We start from the raw sequence: 17,716 nt of genomic DNA, 5'->3' as shown, positions 1-17,716 counted from the left end.
GGCTCAGCCGAGTGCGGCGACCTCGGAATCGGTGAGCACCACCGGCGAGACACTGTCCTTGCCGCGCACCGACTGCACGGCGTTGTACAGCGGGCGTTCGTCGAGACCGGCGTCGCGGGCCTCGGCACGCAACTGCCGCACGAGCACTTCCGAGATCGCGATGGCGGCGACGAGTTCGCTGGCGGCGAGCGCGTCGGCGAGTTTGCGCAAGCCGAGTAGGTGCAGTTCGCGGCCGCTGCCCACGTCGGTGTACATCGCCAGTGGCACCAACTGGGTGTCGCCGCCCGCGGTGACCCGCAAGACGATGCGGCTGAGCCGGGCCGGGTACACCAGCAGGTGCACGCCGGTGGCGTCGACGAGGTCGACAGTGTGTTCACCGAACAGCCGGTGTGCGCGGATCACGGTGCCGCTCAACCACATTCGCCGACGCTGGAACGCGAACACATAGCCGATGGTCGGGACCGCGACCACCAGTCCGATGAGGATCGCGTACGGCCAGCTCAGCCATACCGCCGACAGCAACCCCGCCCCGACGCCGACGCCGAACGCGGCCAGCGCGAGCCTGCGCAACATCGGCGCGAACACCTCGGGCGCCACCAGGTCGATACCGACCGGTTCCGTCGCCGCCGACTGCCCGGACTGCCCGTCCACGAGTGCCTCTCCACCCCCACCGGCCCGCCCGGCGTGAGGCGCGGTCAGATTACCGCGCCCCACCGGCCGCAGCAGCCGAGCGCGGAGTCGGTGATCCAACTCCGCGCTCGATAACGCCGCGCCGCGCGGCCACCCGGACAGCGGTTCGATCGCCCAGCGCCGAGCCGACTACCCGAGTTCCTCGCGCAGCACCGCGACTACGCCGTCGAGCGGGACGGACCGCTGCTCGCCCGTCGCCATCTCCTTGACGCCGATCGTGTTCTCGGCGAGATCGCGATCGCCGAGCACAAGGGTGTACTTCGCCCCCGAACGGTCGGCGCCCTTCATCGCGCCCTTCATCCCACGTCCGCCGTAGGCCAGGTCGACACTGATGTCGGCAGCGCGCAGCTCGCCGGCCAGCGTGACCAGCTTCGCTTTGGCAGCGTCACCGAGCGCGACGCCGTAGACCTGGCAGCGCGCCGGATCGGCCGCCGACTTGCCCTCCGCCGCGAGTGCCAGCACGGTCCGGTCGACACCGATCCCGAAACCGATGCCCGACAGCGGCTGTCCGCCGAGTTCGGCCATCAATCCGTCGTAGCGCCCACCGCCACCGATGCCCGACTGCGCGCCGAGCTGATCGTGCACGAATTCGAACGTGGTCTTGGTGTAGTAGTCCAGGCCGCGCACCATGCGCGGGTTCACCACATACGGCACGCCGAGCGCGTCGAGGTGGGCAAGCACCTGCTCGAAGTGGGCCTTCGCCGACTCCGAGAGGTGGTCGATCATCAGCGGCGCGTTCGCGGTCAGCTCGCGAACTTCGGGACGCTTGTCGTCGAGCACGCGCAGCGGGTTGATCAGCGCGCGACGCTGGGTTTCCTCGTCGAGGGGCAGCCCGAGGAGGAATTCTTGGAGCAGTTCGCGGTACTGCGGACGGCACGTCTCGTCGCCGAGTGAGGTGATCTCGAGCCGGAATCCGTCCAAGCCCAGCGAGCGGAAACCGGCGTCGGCGATCGCGATGACCTCGGCGTCCAGTGCCGGATCGTCGATGCCGATGGCTTCGATGCCGACCTGCTGCAGCTGTCGGTAGCGACCGGCCTGCGGGCGCTCGTACCGGAAGAACGGTCCGGCGTAGCAGAGCTTCACCGGCAGCTGACCGCTCTTGTCCAGACCGTGCTGGATCACCGCGCGCATCACGCCCGCGGTGCCTTCGGGACGCAGGGTGAAGCTTTCCCCGTTGCGGTCGGCGAAGGTCCACATCTCCTTGCTGACCACGTCGGTCGACTCGCCGACACCCCGTGCGAACAGGGTGGTCTGTTCGAATACCGGCAGCTCGACATGCCCGTACCCCGCGAGGCGGGCGGCGTGGATCAAGCCGTCGCGTACGGCGACGAACTCGGCCGAACCGGGCGGCAGGTAGTCGGGGACCCCCTTCGGGGCGGTGAAGCTGCTGGTCTTGGTCACGATGGTCCAGTTTTCCCCACGGGCGCCCCCCGCGTCCAACCGGTTACCCTCTAGACGAACCTGACGACACGGGAGGAACGCGGTAGTGCCGAGTAACGAACAGCGACGGGCGGCGGCCAAGCGCAAGCTGGAGCGCCAGCTGGTACGACGGGCCGAGCAGGAGAAGAAGCGCAAGCGCTTGACGATCGCGGGCTCGGTACTGGGTGTGATAGTCGTCGCGGCCGCCGCGACCGGCGTGTATTTCCTCACCAGGGGCGACGACGACGCGGCGACGAACGCCGAGACGTCCTCGGCCGTGCCGACCACCCAGTTCGTCAACACTCCCCTGGACATCCCCGGTCCGCCGCCCCCCGCGGCCAAGCCCGCGACCGTCGACTGCAGCTACCCGGTGGGCCAGGAGCCCCCCGCGAAGCCCGTTACCGCGCCCGCCACGACATCGGTCGCCACCGATGGTCCCGAGGTGAAGGTCGCGATCGATTCCACGCAGGGGCCGATCGGTTTGTCGCTCAACAGCGCACAGGCACCGTGCACGGTCAACTCGCTGGTGAGCCTGGCCCAGCAGGGCTACTTCGACAAGACCAGCTGCCACCGCATCGTGGCAACGCCGGGCTTCGGCATCCTGCAGTGCGGTGACCCGACGGCCACCGGCAAGGGCGGCCCCGGCTACAGCTTCGACAACGAGTACCCGACCGACCTGTTCGCCGCCGAGGACCCGGCACTGCAGCAGCCGGTGAACTACAAGCGCGGCCTGGTCGCCATGGCCAACGCGGGCACCTCGCCCGAGGGCAAGGGCACCAACGGAAGTCAGTTCTTCCTGGTCTTCGGCGACACCCAGCTGCCGCCGAACTACACCATCTTCGGCACGATCGACGAGGCCGGACTCGCCACCTTGGACAAGGTCGCGGGCGGCGGCGTCAAGGGTGGCGCGGAAGACGGTGGACCCGCCATCCCGATCTCGTTCAACTCTGTCAAGGTGGGCTGACACCGCTTTTCTCGACGACAAAACGGACCGGACACGCTCGCGTGTCCGGTCCGTTTCCGGTTTTCGGGCCCCGACGTGCGAAGAAGATCATCAGAGGCTAGGCAACCCTTCGATCAATTCGGCCCGCAACCCGCCCACCCGCATTTTCTCCGCCGTCACCGGACCCGCCGGACATCACACTGTGTCCTTCGCGCGGTAGGCTCAGATGTCCACTTCCACAGCAGCATCGGGGAGCAGTCATGGCGGAACTCGACGACATCGGCAGCGAAACGGCGTCCATGATGCGCACCATGCTGCAGATGGCCACCCTGGTCGCCCTCAAGTCGCGTGAACACGGCCAGAAAGACGCCGAGTCACGCGCGAAGGCGATCGAGGCCAAGATGAAGGAAGCGCGGGAGCTGCAGATCCGCGAGGCGCGCGATCTCAAGGCCAAGGATCCACGCAATATCGAACTCGTGCAGATGATGTCGGTGGGTTCGCGCACGGTGGAATCACGCGGTGTGGAATCGCGCGGCATCAGCCTCAACAAGGAGTCGGGTTCCCCCTTCGCGTCGAGCGCCACCGGGAGCTCGACCAACGTCGGACAGGCAGCGGCCTACGACTCCACCGAGCGGCGCGCGGCGATCGCGGCACATCTGCAGCGGGCGGGCGTTGCCCCGGAGCTGAGCCAAGTGCGCATGCTGGTCGAGATGGGCCACGGAATCTCGCCGGATGAGGCGATTCGTCTGCGCGACGCAGCAACCCGGACCCCCCAGGTGCGGGCACGTGGCCTGGAACGCGGAATCGAACTCGGGATCGAACGCGGGGTCGAACGCGGCCGCTGACCTCGGCGGTCCCGGACGGGTGCCGCCGAGGTCGGGTTCAGGTCATGCGCCGCGGGCATCTCCCTTGTCCCACAGCCCGTTCTCCGGCTCGGTCCATAGATCCAAGTCCGGTTTCTTCAACGGCAACGAGGAGAGCATTTCCTTGTGTCCGTTGCGCACACTGCAGTACTTGAACGGCCCACGCGGGTCGAACAGCTTGGTCATATGCGGGTCGGCATGTTCGAGGAACCACACACTGATGCCCGGGCCGCCCTTCATCCGATAGTGCTCCCACGCCTGCCACAACGCATCCAAGCGCACGGCGGCCTCCGGATGGCGCCACCATTCGGGGCACCACACCGTGTCACTGATATCGGTGACCTGACGCTGGTAGAGCTGGCTCAAATATTCGCCGACGAACTCGGTCACACCGGCATAGACCCGTCCCTGCTTGCCTGTACCCGAAATATCTTCGCTCACAGCGGCTTGACCTCCTCGACTTCACCGATTTCGTCCGGCGGAATGGATTTCGCGAGCGTAGGCGACCCGAACAGGTCGTCGATGCGCGTCTTGCGTGTCGGATCGTTGTACGCGATCGATTCCTTGACCGCGTCGGCATATTTCGATTCCCACCACGGCACCGTCCGCACGAGCACTGCGGGCTGGCCGGAGGTGAAGACGATGGCGCGACCACGTGGCAACGTCGCCAGCCCCTGCGCGGTGAACGTCACCGATGACGAGAGCGAGCGCGAATAGCTTTTGCTGTTGCCCGACTGCGACATCGACGACGAGATCGAGTCGTACTCGCCGATGGCCTCGGAGCGGTCGCGGAGAAAAGCCATATCGTCGACACCACTGCCGAGCACCTTGATGTTGGCGGCCGACCACAGCGCGTTCATTCCGTCCTCCCCCCAGCAGCGCGCACCCTGCGCCCACGACTGCAGCACGGTCATCACCACAATGCCGCGCGAGCCGAAGTGGCTGTACTGCTTGGGCAGATCCTTCCAGCGCACCACGTTGGCCGCTTCATCGAGCACAGCCAGCAGCGGGATCGGCAACCGCCCACCGGAGGACTGCGACGCTTTGCGCGTGGCCACGTCGATGACGGCCTCGGTGAGCGCGCTGACCAGCGGGGCGGCCGACCCGCGCCCCTCGAGCGACAGGCAATACAGCGTGCCGTTGCGCTCGATGAACTCGAGCTCGTCGAATTGTCGGCGGGTTTCGTTGCCCGGGGTGATCCAGGGATGCACATTCGACAGTTGCAGGCAGCGGATCATCTTCTTGGCGTACCCGAAGATACCGCTCTTGGTGCGCTGTTCGGCGTTGTACTGCATGGCCAGGCCGGAGGCGGTGAAGTGGTGGCCCACATCACGCAGATGTTGGATCGGCTCGGTGTCCTGCGGATTGGTCACCCACTCCCACACCTGCGTAATCGGTTTTCCCGCGATCGCGGCCGCGAGGAAGAGCGCCGCGAGCAGATCCTCGGCCTCCGGGCCGAAAAAGCTGTCACTGTCGTCGGCACTGGCGCCAGTCTCCGCGTCGGCGAAATGGCCGGCCAACCGCGCCGCCCGCATCTCGCAGCCTTCGGTGCGGTGGTTGACCCATGCCAGCGGATCCCAGAACCACGTGGGTCGTTCACCGGCAACGCCCTGCGGGTCGAACACGAAAGTGCGACTGCCCTTGGCTTCCTGCACATCACGGGTCGCGTCGACAACGTCACGCTTATTCGATGTCGCCAGTACCGGGCCGATCGCGGAGAGGATCGCCGGAATTACTCGTGAGGATGACTTGCCCTGACGTGGGCCCCAAATATCGAGGTGAAGGTCTTCATAAGAGCCGTAGAGCTGGGATCCGTCCGCGACCGCGATACCGATAGGCACACCGGGTGAATCGTTGGTGCCCAACTTCATTCCGAGGTCAGCCGCCTTCTCCCGGACCCCGGCCTCGGTGATCGACCCGATCGCACTGCCACTACCCATGTGGTCGGCCTTGTCGTCGATCGCCAACCGCCCCGCGACCGCCCGCTTCTTCAACCGCTTGCGGATCACCACATAGGCGATGGCCGTCGCGATCACCAACAGCACGATCACCGTCGACGCGCGCGGCCAGTGCAGCTTGCCCCGCGCCAGATCGGCCACCACCGCGATCGGGTTGGCCGGAATGCTCTGCGGCACAACCGCCAGCGCGTTGCCCAGGTGCAGGGCGGCGGCGAGGGTGAACAGCGCCGCGAAGCCGAACACGATCATGATCAGCGTTGTGTCGGGTCCGACCGCGGCCGGATCCGTCACCTTCTTCTTCGCCACGGGTGCCTCCTTGTGTGGACGTGGTTGGTGGTCAGCGGAACGCGTCGAGGCGCCAGCCTTGCGGCGTCTGCACCACGGTCGCGATGACCGTGCTCGGCGGTAGGGCTTCGGTGCGTCCGTTCGGGTAGACGACCGTTTGTTCGATGCCGATCTTGTACTGCGCCACGGTGGGATCGGCGCTCGCGGGCGCCGGCTCCCCCGAGGCGAAGGTGAACGCCTCCACGTGCGCTTTCGCCTTCGCCCAGTCGGCCCACTGCAGCGACGGTTTCGGGGTTTCGGTGGCGCCGATCGAACTGTCCAGCATACGTATCATGCTGGGCCCCAGCCATTCTCGCGCGCGCTGCAGCGAGGATCCCGGTTGCTCGGTCGCGGGGTTCCAGGTGTAGACCTCGCGCACGGCGACGACCGCGACCCCGTCGGGAGTGGTCGGGTCGACCGCGGCTTCGAGCAGGCGGGTGGTGGGGGTGGTCTCGGGCCGCGTCGGCTCGGCGTCGCCACCGCAGGCGGGAACCGAGAACAGGACCATCACGAGCATCACCGCCCCGGTTGTGCGGATTCGCGTTCTCTCCCACCAGGTTATCGCTGGTCGCGCGCTCACAACACCCTCCTCGCCCGTGCGTCGCCGGGCACAGCCACCTCGGCGACACCCCCGCCGCCGCGGTTGCTCGTCGGCGGTACCGCCTGGATCACCTGACCGTTACCCGCGTAGATCCCGACCTGGGTCGGCCCCTGCCGTCCGAAGCCGCTGAACACCAGATCACCGGCCGCCGCCTTCGCGATCGGTACCTCCCGCCCGGCCTCCCATTGCTGTTCGGCGGTGCGCGGCAACGTGACCGCGCCCGAGGAGGCGGCGAACACCGCCGCGGCGGTCAGTCCCGGCCCGTCGAAACCGCCACCGCTCGGTCCCTGCACGCCGCCGCCACCCCATACGTACGGTGTGCCGAGCCAGTCGTGGGCGGCCTCGACGATCTGTTCGCCGCCGGACCCCTGCCCGGGGGTGAATCGGCCTTGCGCGCCGGGCGCCCGGTACTGCGGTTCCATCGACAAGATGTTGGTGACGTAGGGCCTGGTCTCGGAATAGTGCGCCGCATACTGATTGGGCATGCCACCGGAGGACAGCACCGCGCCCTCACCGGCGTTGTATCCGGCCAGGGTGAGTGCGGTCAGATCGCCCGAGACGCGCCCCGCGGCCAGCCACCCGGCGATCTTGTGGGCGATCGAGCACATGTAGCGGGCCTGGCCGATGATCGCGTCGCCGTCGTCCCACACGCTGGCCGAACCGTTGCCGTCGGCATCGATGACGTAGGGCTGACCGTCGTCGGGATTGATACTCGCCGCCGTGCCCGGGAGGAACTGGGCCAAGCCCTGGGCACCAGCGGGCGAGGTGAGTCCGCGCCGGAATCCCGACTCCTGCTTGGCCTGTGCGGCCAGCAGCGACGACGAGATCTCCGGGCATACGGTCCCCGCGCGGCGATACCAGATCTCGAGTTCGGCGGGCACCTTCCCGTCGGCCAGTGCCCCACCGGCGCTACCGAATCCGCGCACACAGTTCGGATCGCTCGAAAATGCCCGCGCGCCACCGACATCCGGGGTCGGTGCGCCGTCGAGCCACGGCATCGGGTCGATCTGACGACCGCCGGTGAACCGGCCACCGGGCACGATCTCGAAATGCAGGTGCGGGCCGCTGGATTCGCCCGCCGAACCGACCATCCCGATCGGCTGACCCGCGGTCACCGTCTGGCCGGTGCGCACCCTGACGCCCGCGTCCCACATGTGGCCGTAGACCGCGGAGTAGGCGCGACCGTTGGTGTCGACCGAATCCACGACGATCCAGTTGCCGAAACCCGAAGCGGCACCGGCGGCGACGACGCGGCCGTCGGAGACCGAGTAGATCGTGGTGCCGTCGGTGGCGGCCATGTCGATGCCCTTGTGATCGCCGCCGCGCGAACCGAACACATCGGAGACGGTGAATGTGCCGATCTCGAGCGGCAGCGTGCGCCGCAGCGGACCGACGCCGGCCGCCAGCACCGGAGTGCCGGTGACCGCCGGATTCGAGGTAGGTGCGGCAGCACTGGTCGCGCCCGCGCGATGGTCACCGCCCAGTTGGGGCAGTGTGGGCACCGACGATCCGACCAGCACATCGCCGGTCTCGCAGGTCTCGTCCGAAGACGGCAGCACAATCACCAGCACCAGCGCCACCAATCCGACGACCGAGCCGAGCGAGGTCATCATGATCGTGCGGAAGTTCACCGGCCGCCTCCCCGGGTACCGCGCCGGGCGCCGACTGTAACAACGCCTGCCGCGGCGGGGTTCATGTGCGGCGCCGGGACTCGTTGAGCGTGTCGGCGAGCGTGCGGTTCATCTCCGCGGCGGCGGCCAGCTGTTGTTGCAGCAGCGCCACTTTGCGGCGTAGCGCGGTGGCGTCCATCCGGTCCAGGCTCGGGTCCTGCGTCGCGCGGACCCAGTTGCGCACCGAATTGGCGTGCACGCCGATCTGGTCGGCGACCATCCGGCAAGCCTCGGATTCGCTGCGCAACTTGTCGGTCAGCGCGACCACCTGGGCGACGGCGGCATTGCGAACCTCCGGCGAGACCCGGCGATAGGACCGGTGCGGCATCATTGCTCACTCCCGTTCGAGTAGTCCGGAGTGCCACGTGGGTTGTCGCCGAACTCGCTGAAGCGCTGGTTCGTGTCGTGAATTCCGCTTTCTCGCTCCGACACCGTGAACTCCATGTGGAAAGGAATGCCGGGCCGGCGATCCTCGCCGACCTTCAGCAGGAACTTGCCGGTACCGGGCGGCGATGGCCGCTGCTGGCCGGGCTTGAGCGCCTCACCGGTGAGTGCTTGCGGCGCCGACCAACTGGTCACCATCTCCTGCTCGGCCGAGGTGAACGGCACCGTGGAGTCGAGCCTGCTGATCTCCTCGCCGGGCAACGCGCCGAAGATCTTGGCGCGCGCGCGTTCCAGGAAGCCGATGGCCTTGGCGATCGCGGCGTCCGAGCCCAGCGCCTGCAAGTCCTTGATGGTGTGGCTGATCATGATCAAGGCGGTGGCGAGGCCGCGCTGCAGACGAGTCAGCTCGTCGACGCGGTCGACCATGAAGTCGCCGAGACCGAGCACCTGCCACAGCTCGTCCATCACCACCTGGAAGTAGCGCTGCGGGCCCAGGTCGGCGTCGGCCAGCACGTGCGCGGCCTCGACGGAGGCGAAACCGTCGGCCCAGCAGGCCAGCATGACCGCGGCCTTGAGCTTCTTGTCACCGCTGGGGATGTGCGAGACATCGATGCACACCGCGACGGCGCCGGTATCGATGGGAACGCTGGTCTGGCCGTTGAAGATCGCGCCGAACGGGCCCTGGGTGAGCGCGCGCAGTGATCGGCGCAGACCCTTGATCGCGTTCTGGTACTCGTCGGCGTTGTCGGCGCCCGCGTCGAGCATCATTTCGGCGCCGCCGCCGACGATCACCTCGAGCAGGTTCTCCATGATCGGTGGTTTGTCGGGGGTGAAGCCGCCCGGCTGGTAGAGGATGCGCAGCGCGGTGGCGATCAGCGTTTCCTCGAAGTCGGCGACGCGAGCGCCGCGGACCAGTTCCACCAGACCCGCGATCAGCGTCACCTGCCTGGCCCGCAGATCCTGCAGCACCTGACGTTGCAGTGCGGGTTGGTCTTCCAGGCGCGGCACGACCGAGCCGAGCACACCCGCCGCCAGTGGGTTCAGCTTGCCGTGCCCGTAGCCGAGGTCGATCACCTGGCCGCCGACGAGTTCGACCATCTTGCGGTAGTCGGGTTTCACGTCGGCCAGGATCAGCGGGGTGATGCCCTGGGCGATGCCGCCGAGCACGATCCGACGCACCAACGACGACTTGCCGAAACCGTTGAGGCCGAGCACGAAAAGGCTGGGCGCGGTGATGAAGCTGCCGCGCATGAACCAGTTCATCGGATCGAAGCAGACCGGGGCGCCGGTGTGCAGATGCGAGCCGAGCGGGGTGCCGATCAGCGGCGCACCGGCACCGACCGACCACGGCCACAGACCCGCCACCTGCGCGGTGGTGGCCCGATATTCCACCGGGCGGCCGACGACGTTCATCTTGCCGCCGCCCGCGCCCGAGTATCCGCGGTCGGTCAATTCGGCGGTGGTGCGGTCGAATCCGTCTTTGACAACGGCATCGGTCCGCGCCTGCGCGTTGTTGCGACGCAGGTCGTCGGTGTGGATGCGGAAGGTCGCCCAGGCCGCGCGCAGGCCCGACTGCTCGCGGGCGATCATCTCGTAGCGGGCACGGGTGGCGTCATCGAGCAGCGTGGGGCCGGACTGCGAACGCCGGTCCGGCTTGGTCGATTTCACGGACCGACCCGAACCCATCGCACGGTCGGCGGCCTCGTCGGGCCGGATCGCGCGTACCGCCTTCGCCGGCCTCGGCTTCTTCTTCGTCAGCTTGGGTTCGGCCTGCTTGGGCCGTCGACGCGGATCACCCTGGGGACGTTGATGTTCCAGACGTGGGCCGTGGTCCTCCTCGCGCAGCCCACGTTCGGCCCGCGCCCTGGCGGCCCGATCGGCATCGGGATGCGGGCGCCGAGCGCGCCGCTCCCCCGCACCGTCGCGGCCGGCTGCCCGCGATCCGTCACCGCGACCGCGCATCTCGTCACCACGGGAACGGAGGCGACCGTCCTCGTCCTCGCGCGGCCTGCGCGGTTCCTCACCACGCGGACGCGTCGGGCGACCTCGGTCGGCACGCGGTTCCTCGCGCGACCTGCGCTCGCCCGGCGGACGTTCTTCGGCCGTGCGTGATCCCCGCGACGAGCTCTCGCGCTCGTCGCGTTCGGTGCGCTCGTCGAGGCCGAGCACGTCGTCGCTCACGCGCGGCGCGCTCCCCGCGGGCCGTGGCTCGCGTTCGCCGCGAATGCGCGGCGGCCGGTGGACCGGGCGCAACGCGACATCGTCGCGATCGCGCACCGGGGGTTCGTAGTCGCGTCCCATAATCGCCTCACCCCGCCAATGCCTTCGGAATGGTTGCGTGTTCGGGCAGGATCACGCCGCAACCCAGAGATGCCGCGAACGCCGCGGACTGGTAGCGGTAGCAGCGCCGGATCTTGAGCCGGGCCTGCGTGGAGAGGTCACGGGTGATGGCCTCGATCCGGGGCAGGTCACCGCGCAGCGGTTCGGTGATCGTGACCAGCGCGCCGAAACGGGTGACACCGTGTCCGCGTGCCTGTTCCTCGCGAGCCTGCTGGGTGGCGCCGACACGCAGCGTCGCCGCCGCCGAGACCACACCGCGTTCGCTCTGCTGCGCGACGAGCGCGTTCTTGAAGTCGTCGTCGACGATCTCGGCGGCATCGGCGGCCGAGTGCGGCCGATAGACGATCGCGATGCGTTTGCGTGGCACTTCGGGATTGGGCGCGAGCAGTCGCTGCAGCACCCGCTCGTCCACCGCGCCCTCGGGCGCCGCGTCCATCTCCCAGGTCACCGAGCGGCCACCGTCGTGGATCAGGTGATCCCACTTCTCGTCGTAGGACACCGGGCCCGCGTCGTCCCAGCCGAGGCCGTGCCCACCGGGATCGGCCGCGGCCACCTCGAGATCGGCCTGCGCGGCCGGGTCATAGCTGCGGCGGATGAAGGAGATGACCTCCTCCGCCGACATCGGCTGTGCCCGCACGCCCGCCTCGGCCAGCGCCGCGCAGATACCGGGCAGCCTGCGCCCGATCTCCACCGCTTCCTCGGCCGGGTTCTTGCGCCGCTCGGCGGTGGTCGCCTTGAACGTGATCGCCACCCGCGGCAGCAATTGCACACGCTCCTGCGGCAATTCGGTGGCCAGCTCGTACATCACCTGCTGAGCCAGCTCGGGGGCTTCGGGGCGGGTGATCGTGGAAACCTCGTTGAGCAACCGGTTACCGGTCTCGGGCACCGTGTCGATCACCGGCACCACCGCGACGATGTCGCTGGTCTGCCCGACCGAGGCGAGGAAGGTGCCCCAGGCCGCGACCCAGCGATCGATCACCGGCTGGTCCACTGCCTCGTGCCCCTGCGGCCAGGCCCGCAACACCACCGTGTACTGCGCGAACGCGGGCAGATGGATCATCCCGAAGTGATAGCCACCGGCGTCGATACCTTCGTAGAGCTTCGACGGCGCGAGCAGCCCTGGCAATTTCGTGACACCGCCGGGAATCCGGGAGAACCGGCCACCCCGATACACGTGCTCGCCGTTGTTGCGCGAGCGCCTCCAGTTGAACATCATCAGTCCCGTCTCATAGCCCGAGCGGCCCCCCGTCCGCCACACCAGGGGCACCATCACCAGCGCGCCGAGCCCGCCGACGATGAAACCCCATTTGAATCCACCGACCATCGCGCAGATCAGTGCCGTGATCACCACGACGAAACCGATCACGGTCTCTTCCCAGCGCAGGCCGAAAAGGCCCGCGCTGCGTGGTTTCTGCCACAGCCCGTACGAGCGGCGCTCGTAGGTGTCGGTCGCCGAGGTCGTCATCGCGGAATCGTGCTCCTGCCGAGGTCGGGTGAACGATTCGCCCAGCGGTCACCGGCGACGTCGCCCATCGATTGGTCCGCGCGGCCGGTGGTGTTGGCCGCGGTCCGCGCGGCCGCCACATTGCGGGCCGCACCCGCGGGCACCGAGCCCGAACTGGTCGTCGCCGGTGCGGGAGCACCCCCGCGCGGTGGTGGCGTAGGCCGCGGTGCGCCACCACCACCGCCTCCGCCGCCACCCGGTCCACCTGGTCGTGAACCCGCGCCGCCACTCCCGAAGTAACCCGCAGAGCCTGGTGCCGCCGCGGGCCGGGAGGCGACGGCCTTGGTACCGATCGCACCCAGCGCCATCGCGCCGACCGCCGCACCACCGGCCACCATCAGACCCGAACCACCGGTGCCGACCGTGGCGACGGCGGGCGCGACCAGGCGCATCAACGCGGGCAGCACGAACGCCACGCTGCACAGCAGCACCAGCGCCACCAGCATCCGCTGTGCGTCCTCGCCGCTGGGCAGCCCGCCCGACTCCGTGGTCTCGTCGACGTGGCCCGCGGTGGTGAACGCGATCATGTACACGATCGCGGCCACCGGTTTGAACAGCATGAACGCGATGATCCAGCCGACCAGTTTCTGGTACGACTGCTTGCCGGTCCCGGTCGCCGAGGCGGCCGCGGCCAGCGGCAGCACGCCCGCGGCGACCACCAGCAGACCCTGCCGAACGATGGCGAGCACGATCTGGGCGAGCGCGCCGAGCAGGCCGACGATGGCGATGATCAGCACCAAACCCGGCGAAAAGGCCTGCAACTTACTGGTTTTCACCATCAGCTCGGCCATGTTCTTGGCATTGCCGCCGGTGGCGTCTGCGATGATCCACTCGGAGAACTTGTCCGAGGCACGCGTGCCCGCGACGATCACCGCGCCCAGCATCCACGAACTGAACACCACCCTGGCGAACAGGCGGAACGATTCGGCGGCCTCGCTCACGGCCGCCCCGCGTCTGGCCTCGGCCAATCGCCCGCCGGTGATGATCACCGAGGCGATCAACAGCAATATCTGGATCTGATAGGTGTAGTCGTTGATCTTGGTGAACAGTGCCCCCGAGTCGCTCACCGCCTCGTTGGGCACCTTCATCCAGAAGGTCAACGCCAGGATCAGTGCCTCGCCGAGGCCCTTCATCAGCGAGTCGACCACCTTGCCGAAGGTCGAATCCCACGCCTTGTCCTTGACGGCGGTGGCCGCCTCGCCGGGGTGGGAGGCGGCATTGCCCGCCTTACACACCGCCGACGCCGCGTCGCCGAGTGAGACTCCGGGGATCGCGACACTGTCGAGGGTGTCGTGCAATTCGTTGCACGCCTCGTCGAAGCCGTAGGTCTGGCCGTAGGCCACCGTCGGCGTCGCGATCATCACGGTGAAGATCACCGCGAAAATAGTGACGATCCGCCTCAGCATAGTTGGCACCCCTCGATGGTCCGCGCGGAATCGATCCGGGCTGTGCTGTACCTCGATCACCATGTCGTCCACCCCGCCAGCGATTCCACGTACTCGGTCTGGGTATTTGCTGTCGTCGACGGTTTGAGCCGCCAGTCACCGGCGTCCCACACCACGATCATCCGCATGGCGGCGTATAACTGCTTGCCGTCGATCACCGGACCGCGCGAGGCCAGGCGCACGATCGCCAGATCCTCGGCGAAGTCGTCGATCTTGAACGCGTCGGAAGCCACGAAGTACCTGGTCACCTTCTCCGGCTGCTGTTTCGGCAACCGCTCGCCCGAGAGCGCGGAGTCGTAGGCGGCCAATTGTGCTGTGCTGACCCGTAATTGCGTCACGTACAGGTCGCGGTCGGCCGGGCGCGCGTTGAGCCGGTAGGTGATCTGCGCGGCGGCCAGCGCGGCGCCCTGCGGTGTACGCGCGTAGCCGACGGCGAGTCCGTCTTCGATCCGCGACGGCCCGTCGGAGGTGGAGAACGGCACCGACGCGCCGTAGACACGCTGCCAGCCATGCGGTTTCGTGGTGCCCTCCGGCGCGCCGGTCAGCCAATCCGGGTCCGCGGCGGTACGTTGCGTACCCGGTTGCTGGGCCAAGGGCTGGCCCGCCGGGTTGTTCGGAATGTCCACCCGCCTGCCGAGCAGGTCGACCTCGGGCTCGGCGAATCCCGTCCCGCCCGCGGCCTGGGCGGGCGGTGGCGCGAAATCGGCCTCGCCGTCGCCGTCGCGAGTGAAGTACACGACGGCGCCGACGACCATGATCAGGGCGAGCAGGGCACCGGAGGCGATCATGCCGAAGGACGCGCGGTCGCGCGTGCCCGGCTCCTTCTCGCTCACTGCGGTGCCTCCAATGTCACGATGTCTTGCGGTAATTCGTCGATCGGGTCGATCGGTCGGTCGACCGAGCGTGGATCGGGTAACTGCAGTCGCCAGTCTCCGCCGTACCAGCTGACCGTGGTGTGGTTCACCGCCCGTGACCGGTCGGAGTATTCGGTATAGACGTCGACTGTCGTTCGCTCGTCACGATATTCGGTAATTTTGTAACCCAACAATTTCGGCGCGTACTCCGCCGTGGCGGGTCCGGTGATCGACAGCTGCACTCGGTTGATCGCCCACTCGTCACGCGCCGGTCCCGGGACGAGTTCGGCGTTCACCACCTGGGCCCACTGACTGTCCGGTGCCACCGACAGCCGGATGGTGTGGGTCAGTGCCGCCAGCCCGGCCCCGCGCGGGGAATGCTCGAAGCCCGTGGCGGCGCCCTGGCCCACCGTTTTCGGGCCCTGGTCGGTGTGCGGCATGGGGATGCCCTGATAGTCCTGCCAGCCGATCCCCGTCGGTGCGGCTGTCAGGTCCGGGCCGGTATCGCCACCGCCACCGCAGCCGACGGCTGCCGCGAGCAAGGCGATACCGACCGCGACCGGTCGTGTCACTGTGGAATTCATGCCGGCAGGAAGGCCAGCGCGATCGCGGACGCGGTACTGGCGACCGAGGCGCCGATCAGGCTCATCAGGACACCGTGTGAGGCATCGTTGACCGCCAGGTCGCTGCGGAACGCGATCCACAATCGACCCGCCGACAGGATCATCCAGGCCAGGCACGACAGCAGGACGAACCAGAGCAGCCAGTTGAGCAACTGCATCATCGGCGCCAACACGTCGGCCGGGATCTGCTTGTAGGCGAGCACGGTGACCACTAACCGATGACCGCACTCATGATCGTGCCGGCGCTGGTCGCGACGACGCCACCGATCATGGCGCCCGCCACCATCTTCGGCGACTCGAGCCCACCACCGGTCCAGCGCTCCCACGCGAACTTGCCGCCCGCGTAGGTGATGCCGCAGATGCCCGACAGCAGTACGAACCAGGTGAGGTAGCGCACCAGCTGCAGGATCTTCTCCGAGCCGGGGGGAGCTTCCGGAGTCGGATTACCGACCTGGGCCAGCACGGTGCCGTACGTGTCCTGCACGGCGAGGAGGATCATGCTCATCGGGTGCCTTTCTCCCACTGTAAAGGTGTTGTGCCACAAACACTTCGACGACGACACACGTTTGTACACCACCGACCGGCAACCCGCCCGGCGTTCATGATCGACCCTCGCCCGACGCGGCCGCGCCGAGACTCGTGCGGATCGCGGCGACCACATCGGTACCGAGGTCACCGATTTCGACCGGCACGTCGTCGAGCGGATCGGGGCGGCGCTTCTTGACCGCCACCTCGTCGCCCGGCGACCACACCGGAAGCGCGTCGGACTCCACCAGAGTCCATTCCTCGAACCACGGCACCTGCCAGACGTGCCCGGCCAGCGAGCCGACCACCTCCCGGTAGCGCCGGATCTCCGGTGCCATCCGGCCCGGGCGCGCGGCGACCGTGATCATGCCGAGAACCAGTGCCGGGCCTGCGAGCCCGGCGTGGTGCTGGCGCAGCAGATCGTGCGCGCGGGTGAGTCCGGAGATGGTTTCCCTGGCGACCAGGACGACGTAGGGAGACTCGCGGTCGAAGACACCGGGCCAGCGCCCGCGCGCGTCGGCGGCCGGGGCGAGCACATGCGACAGCGTGGTCGCGCCCGCGCCACCGTGCACCCCGAGCAACCACAGCAGCGGCGCCCGGCCGACCCCGGGCACCGGACGCTCCCAGATCTTGGCGCGCAGCGATTCTGGCGGCGCGACTACACCGGCGGGGGCGTCCGGTTCACGACGACGACGAAGATTCATGGCTGCCGTCATGATGCCACCCCGGCGAGCAAGCTCGCATACGCCGAACGCGTCACCTCGGCGAGCTCGGCGTGGCGAACGAGTTCCCCGCGCGCGAGATGCGGGTCGTAGGGAATCTCGACAACCTCGCGCACCCAGCCGGACAGGTGCTCGCGCAAATGCTCCGCTACGCGCGAGTCGTCGTGCGAGTACTGGTGCGAGACAACGATGGTGGTGTCGGCGACCACCCCTGCGCCGTCGTCGCCGTAGTGGTCGTCGAGCCATTCCAGGGTCACGCGTAGCCGGTTGGCGGCGTCGACGCGGGCCGGAATGGCGAGTACCAGTGCGATATCGGCGTCGTCGAGCAGTGGCCGCAGTTGCCGTCCGGCAATCGGGTTGCCGCCGTCGTATACCGCGGTGTACCCACCGGTGTCCAGCGCTCGCGCGACAGTGAGAAATGTCGCGCGGCGGCGCAGCGGGGTCGCATCGCGCCAGAGCAGGCCGAAACCGGAGGTGGAGCGGGAAAGACAGTCCTCGAGCGGCGCCGGTTCGTCGTCGCCGCGGCCGTATACCCAGGACTGCAGGTTCACCGGGTGCAGGTGCTTGTCAGCGCCGCGCAAGGCGATATCGCTGCCCGCCGCGGTCGCGTCGACCGCCACTGTCGTCGCACCCGCGGTGACCAACTCCGCGGCAAGCCCGAGCGCGGTCGTTGTCGTGCCCGCGCCGCCGCAGCCGCCGACCACCAGGATCGGCCTGCGGGTACCGTCGCGGCGCTCACCGTTGCGGCGCCGCAGCCGCACCACCGGAGCCGGATCACGCGCCAGGTCATCGGACGGGTCCCCCTCGGGGGCCTCGTCGAGCCAACGGCTCCAGTCGTCTGTCATCGCCTC

The 17,716-nt window shown here is 68.3% G+C and carries 18 protein-coding genes; 2 read left to right on the top strand and 16 right to left on the bottom strand.

Features of this window, described 5'->3' with window-relative positions:
- Positions 1-3 precede the first annotated feature (3 nt).
- Positions 4-651, bottom strand: a complete 648-nt coding sequence (locus tag ACFWO8_RS07745) for a hypothetical protein (protein WP_378945380.1) — start codon at positions 649-651, stop codon at positions 4-6.
- Positions 652-819: 168 nt separating this feature from the next.
- On the bottom strand, positions 820-2,091 hold the full coding sequence (hisS, locus tag ACFWO8_RS07740; protein WP_378945376.1) for a histidine--tRNA ligase: 1,272 nt from the start codon (positions 2,089-2,091) through the stop codon (positions 820-822).
- A gap of 85 nt (positions 2,092-2,176) precedes the next feature.
- On the opposite strand from hisS, the gene ACFWO8_RS07735 reads away from it, so the two are divergent.
- Positions 2,177-3,073 (top strand): peptidylprolyl isomerase, encoded by an 897-nt coding sequence (locus ACFWO8_RS07735; protein ID WP_378945373.1) that lies wholly within the window; start codon positions 2,177-2,179, stop codon positions 3,071-3,073.
- A 239-nt stretch (positions 3,074-3,312) separates the two neighbouring features.
- Positions 3,313-3,897, top strand: coding sequence for a hypothetical protein (locus tag ACFWO8_RS07730; protein WP_378945370.1), 585 nt, complete (start codon positions 3,313-3,315; stop codon positions 3,895-3,897).
- A gap of 42 nt (positions 3,898-3,939) precedes the next feature.
- On the opposite strand, the gene ACFWO8_RS07725 is transcribed toward ACFWO8_RS07730, so the two are convergent.
- From ACFWO8_RS07725 to ACFWO8_RS07660, 14 genes are all read right to left on the bottom strand, one after another.
- A complete protein-coding gene (locus ACFWO8_RS07725; protein ID WP_378945367.1) occupies positions 3,940-4,356 on the bottom strand; it encodes a DUF4913 domain-containing protein in 417 nt (138 codons plus the stop codon).
- Positions 4,353-6,179, bottom strand: a complete 1,827-nt coding sequence (locus ACFWO8_RS07720) for a type IV secretory system conjugative DNA transfer family protein (RefSeq protein WP_378945363.1) — start codon at positions 6,177-6,179, stop codon at positions 4,353-4,355. Before ACFWO8_RS07720 ends, ACFWO8_RS07725 begins: the two co-directional genes overlap by 4 nt.
- A gap of 31 nt (positions 6,180-6,210) precedes the next feature.
- Positions 6,211-6,777 (bottom strand): hypothetical protein, encoded by a 567-nt coding sequence (locus ACFWO8_RS07715; RefSeq protein WP_378945360.1) that lies wholly within the window; start codon positions 6,775-6,777, stop codon positions 6,211-6,213.
- Positions 6,774-8,429 carry a peptidoglycan DD-metalloendopeptidase family protein gene (locus ACFWO8_RS07710; protein ID WP_378945357.1) on the bottom strand — a complete coding sequence of 552 codons (1,656 nt, stop codon included), beginning with the start codon at positions 8,427-8,429 and terminating at the stop codon, positions 6,774-6,776. The genes ACFWO8_RS07715 and ACFWO8_RS07710 overlap by 4 nt, the downstream gene beginning before the upstream one ends.
- A 61-nt stretch (positions 8,430-8,490) precedes the next feature.
- Positions 8,491-8,799 carry a transposase gene (locus tag ACFWO8_RS07705; protein WP_378945354.1) on the bottom strand — a complete coding sequence of 103 codons (309 nt, stop codon included), beginning with the start codon at positions 8,797-8,799 and terminating at the stop codon, positions 8,491-8,493.
- Positions 8,796-11,153, bottom strand: a complete 2,358-nt coding sequence (locus ACFWO8_RS07700) for a hypothetical protein (RefSeq protein ID WP_378945351.1) — start codon at positions 11,151-11,153, stop codon at positions 8,796-8,798. Before ACFWO8_RS07700 ends, ACFWO8_RS07705 begins: the two co-directional genes overlap by 4 nt.
- 7 nt (positions 11,154-11,160) lie before the next feature.
- Positions 11,161-12,657: an SCO6880 family protein gene (locus ACFWO8_RS07695; RefSeq protein WP_378945346.1), complete on the bottom strand. Its 1,497-nt coding sequence runs from the start codon at positions 12,655-12,657 to the stop codon at positions 11,161-11,163.
- Complete coding sequence (locus tag ACFWO8_RS07690) at positions 12,654-14,102, bottom strand: hypothetical protein (RefSeq protein ID WP_378946235.1); 1,449 nt, start codon at positions 14,100-14,102, stop codon at positions 12,654-12,656. Before ACFWO8_RS07690 ends, ACFWO8_RS07695 begins: the two co-directional genes overlap by 4 nt.
- Before the next feature lie 56 nt (positions 14,103-14,158).
- Entirely contained in the window at positions 14,159-14,974 is an 816-nt protein-coding gene (locus ACFWO8_RS07685; protein ID WP_378945341.1) for a hypothetical protein, read from the bottom strand.
- A complete protein-coding gene (locus tag ACFWO8_RS07680; protein WP_378945337.1) occupies positions 14,971-15,579 on the bottom strand; it encodes a hypothetical protein in 609 nt (202 codons plus the stop codon). The genes ACFWO8_RS07685 and ACFWO8_RS07680 overlap by 4 nt, the downstream gene beginning before the upstream one ends.
- A complete protein-coding gene (locus tag ACFWO8_RS07675; RefSeq protein WP_378945334.1) occupies positions 15,576-15,830 on the bottom strand; it encodes a hypothetical protein in 255 nt (84 codons plus the stop codon). The genes ACFWO8_RS07680 and ACFWO8_RS07675 overlap by 4 nt, the downstream gene beginning before the upstream one ends.
- Entirely contained in the window at positions 15,830-16,123 is a 294-nt protein-coding gene (locus tag ACFWO8_RS07670; RefSeq protein WP_378913069.1) for a hypothetical protein, read from the bottom strand. The genes ACFWO8_RS07675 and ACFWO8_RS07670 overlap by 1 nt, the downstream gene beginning before the upstream one ends.
- A 94-nt stretch (positions 16,124-16,217) precedes the next feature.
- Positions 16,218-16,859 carry a hypothetical protein gene (locus tag ACFWO8_RS07665; protein ID WP_378945331.1) on the bottom strand — a complete coding sequence of 214 codons (642 nt, stop codon included), beginning with the start codon at positions 16,857-16,859 and terminating at the stop codon, positions 16,218-16,220.
- On the bottom strand, positions 16,856-17,710 hold the full coding sequence (locus ACFWO8_RS07660) for a MinD/ParA family protein (protein ID WP_378945326.1): 855 nt from the start codon (positions 17,708-17,710) through the stop codon (positions 16,856-16,858). Before ACFWO8_RS07660 ends, ACFWO8_RS07665 begins: the two co-directional genes overlap by 4 nt.
- Positions 17,711-17,716 lie beyond the last annotated feature (6 nt).

The sequence above is a fragment of the Nocardia sp. NPDC058480 genome, assembly GCF_042720495.1.
GTDB lineage: Bacteria > Actinomycetota > Actinomycetes > Mycobacteriales > Mycobacteriaceae > Nocardia.
This window is presented reverse-complemented; position numbering and strand designations above follow the sequence as displayed.

What these genes read in the sequence shown, in the direction of transcription:
- ACFWO8_RS07730 (WP_378945370.1), top strand. Translation starts at nt 3,313, where the DNA reads ATGGCGGAACTCGACGACATCGGCAGCGAAACGGCGTCCATGATGCGC.
- ACFWO8_RS07705 (WP_378945354.1), bottom strand. Translation starts at nt 8,799, where the DNA reads ATGATGCCGCACCGGTCCTATCGCCGGGTCTCGCCGGAGGTTCGCAAT.
- ACFWO8_RS07700 (WP_378945351.1), bottom strand. Translation starts at nt 11,153, where the DNA reads ATGGGACGCGACTACGAACCCCCGGTGCGCGATCGCGACGATGTCGCG.
- ACFWO8_RS07695 (WP_378945346.1), bottom strand. Translation starts at nt 12,657, where the DNA reads ATGACGACCTCGGCGACCGACACCTACGAGCGCCGCTCGTACGGGCTG.
- ACFWO8_RS07690 (WP_378946235.1), bottom strand. Translation starts at nt 14,102, where the DNA reads ATGCTGAGGCGGATCGTCACTATTTTCGCGGTGATCTTCACCGTGATG.
- ACFWO8_RS07680 (WP_378945337.1), bottom strand. Translation starts at nt 15,579, where the DNA reads ATGAATTCCACAGTGACACGACCGGTCGCGGTCGGTATCGCCTTGCTC.
- ACFWO8_RS07670 (WP_378913069.1), bottom strand. Translation starts at nt 16,123, where the DNA reads ATGAGCATGATCCTCCTCGCCGTGCAGGACACGTACGGCACCGTGCTG.
- ACFWO8_RS07665 (WP_378945331.1), bottom strand. Translation starts at nt 16,859, where the DNA reads ATGACGGCAGCCATGAATCTTCGTCGTCGTCGTGAACCGGACGCCCCC.
- ACFWO8_RS07660 (WP_378945326.1), bottom strand. Translation starts at nt 17,710, where the DNA reads ATGACAGACGACTGGAGCCGTTGGCTCGACGAGGCCCCCGAGGGGGAC.